Origin of the sequence: Methylobacterium nigriterrae, assembly GCF_037106235.1 — a bacterium.
GTDB classification, from domain to species: Bacteria; Pseudomonadota; Alphaproteobacteria; order Rhizobiales; family Beijerinckiaceae; genus Methylobacterium; species Methylobacterium nigriterrae.
Genome location: NZ_JBAWTG010000515.1, coordinates 1 through 520 on the forward strand (window position 1 = coordinate 1; position 520 = coordinate 520).

Annotated in this window: 1 protein-coding gene; it reads left to right on the forward strand. The window is 65.6% G+C overall.

What is annotated here, in order from left to right; translation table 11 throughout:
- The first annotated feature begins 1 nt into the window (after nt 1).
- On the forward strand, nt 2-520 hold the full coding sequence (locus WDW90_RS38015; RefSeq protein WP_336492859.1) for an SRPBCC family protein: 519 nt from the start codon (nt 2-4) through the stop codon (nt 518-520).

The window sequence follows — 520 nt, forward strand, 5'->3', positions numbered from 1 at the left end:
GATGAACGCAGGCAGACAGGATGACCCCACTGCTGGGAAGGCACGCACGACGGTGGAGCGGACATCGGACAGGGAGCTCGCCGTCACGCGGACCGTCGATGGCCCGGCGCGGATCGTCTTCGAAGCGTGGTCCAGGCCGGAGCTGTTCCAGCGATGGTGGGCGCCCAGATCCTGCGGCGTCTCTTTGATCTCGTTCGAGGCCGATATCCGCACTGGTGGCACGTACCGTCTGCTGATGGGCCATCCGTCCTCGGAGCAGCCCATGGCGTTCTTCGGCCGATACATTGAGGTGACGCCCCATGCCCGCCTGGTCTGGACCAACGACGAAGGGGGCAAGGATGGGCCCGTCACCACGGTGACCTTCGAGGAAAGGGACGGCGCGACATGCGTCGTCGTGCACGAGCTCTATCCCTCGAAGGAGGCGCTCGACGATGCCCTGGCCTCTGGAAGCACGAGCGGGTGGGGCGAGCAGTTCGCGCAGCTGGACGACCTGATCGTCATGCTGGACGCAGAGGTCTGA